Origin of the sequence: Clostridium sp. 19966, assembly GCF_032335695.1 — a bacterium.
In the GTDB taxonomy this organism is placed as follows: domain Bacteria; phylum Bacillota; class Clostridia; order Clostridiales; family Clostridiaceae; genus JACTOJ01.
The window spans coordinates 1-961 of the sequence record NZ_JACTOJ010000085.1; the positions used below are offsets into that span (position 1 = coordinate 1).

Annotated in this window: 1 protein-coding gene; it reads left to right on the forward strand. The window is 36.7% G+C overall.

Annotated elements, in window-relative coordinates; translation table 11 throughout:
• Positions 1 to 149 precede the first annotated feature (149 nt).
• Positions 150 to 961 (forward strand): hypothetical protein (locus IAI10_RS24585; RefSeq protein ID WP_315675948.1); only part of this gene is annotated, 812 nt, incomplete at its 3' end.

Genomic DNA, 961 nt, shown 5'->3' on the forward strand with positions numbered 1-961 from the left:
AATAAGCTTCTGCGTTTTTTGTCGTTATGTGTATTAATGTGAAGGAAAAATACGAACGATAATTGTTTATATTAAGCTCCACAGCCTGTAATATAGATACATAAAAGTAAAATGACAAATTTACACAAAATATTACAAGGGGGAAAGAAATGAGGTCTTCTAAAAAAATCTTATCTATACTTTTAATGACTACAGTTTTGGCTACAGCTCTTCCAACCATGGTAAAAGCTGATGACTCAAAGCCTGCAATAACCAATACTGAAGGCACCTCTCAGGCTGCTAAGCAAGAAGAGGCAGTACCTAAAATAGTGGGGGAAATTAATGACAAAAGAGAGGAAAATATAAAGCAGTTTTTAATGGATGACAATTCCTATGAGGCAGTTATATACAATGAGCCAGTTCATTACTATGAGGATGGTCAGTGGAAGGATATAGACAACACTCTTCAGGATGCTGAGGATGATGAACTTGCTTCAGACACGGACAATTCCGATGATGGAGATAATAGCCAAACTTCTCCAAAAGCTGAAACGGCGCAAAGCTCCAGCAAGCAGGAGGATAAAAACGCACTGACAAATACCAGCAACAGTTTTAAAGTAAGCTTTTCTAAGAATACTAAGAAAAAGAAGCTGGTAAGCTTAAAAAAGGACAAGTACGAAATAAGCTGGGGACTAGATAACAGCAATAAAGCTGCCTCCTCAAAGATACTAGAAAAGGACAGTAAAAAGCTAGAGGAAAGCATGAAGGCTGAAGCAGATAAAAAGATCAGCAGTGACAAGAAAATAAGCACTCTTTCAGCCGATAAAAAAGCTAAAGCCAAGGAAAATATCATGGATAACAGTGAAAAGGAGACTGTAGAAAAAAACTCCTCCTCTGTTCAGTACAGCAATATATATACGGATACAGACCTTAGATACGATCTAATAGGAGATAAGGTTAAGGAGAACATAGTAATAAACAA